This window comes from Streptomyces sp. NPDC003691 (genome assembly GCF_053981115.1).
Map to the genome: position 1 here is coordinate 1 of NZ_JBSFNQ010000222.1, position 1630 is coordinate 1630.

Here is a 1630-nt window from a genome sequence, read left to right on the forward strand (position 1 = left end):
CCGCCACCAAAAACCCCGCCAACGCCACCGGACTCGGATAGTCGAACACCACCGTCGACGACAACTCCAACCCCGTCACCACACCCAACCGATTCCGCAACTCCACCGCAGTCAACGAATCAAAACCGAGATCCTTGAAGGCGCGGTCCAGCGGAACCGAGTCACCGTTGTCGGTATGGCCGAGCACCGTCGCGACCTCGGCCCGCACCAGGTCGAGCGCCGCCTGCTCCCGATCGGCGGCCGACCGTGCGGCCATGCTCTCGGCCCAGCTCGGGCCGGCGTTCCCGGCGGCATCCAGGGCCCGGCGTACCGGCGGGCGGACCAGTTCACGGAAGAGCGGCGGAACACCCTCGGCAGCGGCACGCCTCCGCAGCTCCGCAAGGTCCAGCCGGGCGGGTACGGGCAACGGGTCGCCGTGCGCCAGCGCGGCTTCGAAGAGCGCGAGGCCCTGTTCCGTAGGCATGGGAGCCACACCGGTCCGGGCCATCCGTGCCACATCGACCTCCGTGAGGTGGTCGGTCATGCCGGTGGCCTGCTCCCACAACCCCCACCGCAACGACACCCCCGGCAACCCCAACCCACGCCGCAACTCCACCAACCCGTCAACAAACCCATTCGCCGCCGCATACCCCGCCTGACCAGCAGTCCCCACCACACCCGCCACCGAAGAAAACACCACAAACGCATCCACCCCCGCCTCCACCGCCACCTCATGCAAAAACCACCCCGCATCCGCCTTCGCCCGCAACACCCCCTCCAACCGCTCCACCGACAACCCACCCACCGTCACGTCATCCAACACACCCGCCACATGCACCACACCCGACAACCCACCCACCAAACCACCCACCACACCACGCAACCCCACCCGATCACCCACATCACAACCCACCACCAACACCTCAGCACCCAACCCCACCAACTCATCCCGCAAACCCACCGCACCAGGAGCACCCAACCCCCGACGACTCACCAACACCAACCGACGCACCCCAAACCCCTCCACCAAACGCCGCGCCACCACACCACCCAAACCACCCGTCCCACCCGACACCAACACCCACCCCGAACCAAAACCCCCAAAACCCGAACCCGAACCCGAAGCCAGAGCCGAACCCGAACCCGGAACCAGAACCGAACCCGAAGCTGAACCTGAAGCCTCGGAACCAGAACCCGAACCAACCCCCACCCTCACCAAACGCGGCACCCACAACCCATCACCACGCACCACCACCTGCCACTCACCCACACCCACAGCCCACGACACCACCCCACCCAACACACCACCCAAACCATCCCCCACCACCACACCCTCATCCACATCAACCAACACCACACGCCCCGGAAACTCCGCCTCCACCGACCGCACCAAACCCCACACACCCGACACCACCGGATCCACCACCACACCCCCCACACCCACACCACCACGCGTCACCACAACAACCCCACCACCACCCTCCAACACACCCCGAACCCCACCCAACACACCACCCAAAACCACCCGCAAACCCTCCACCACACCCAACCCCACCGGCACCACACACTCCACCACCACAAACCCCTCCACCCCACCACCCACACCCAAACCACCCACCGACACACCCACCCCACGCCACTCCACACCGAA

At 66.3% G+C, this 1630-nt stretch carries 1 protein-coding gene; it reads right to left on the minus strand.

From position 1 onward, the window contains the following. Positions 1-1609 (minus strand): type I polyketide synthase (locus ACWDR0_RS34845; RefSeq protein ID WP_456355843.1); only part of this gene is annotated, 1609 nt, incomplete at its 3' end. Between the last annotated feature and the right edge of the window lie 21 nt (positions 1610-1630).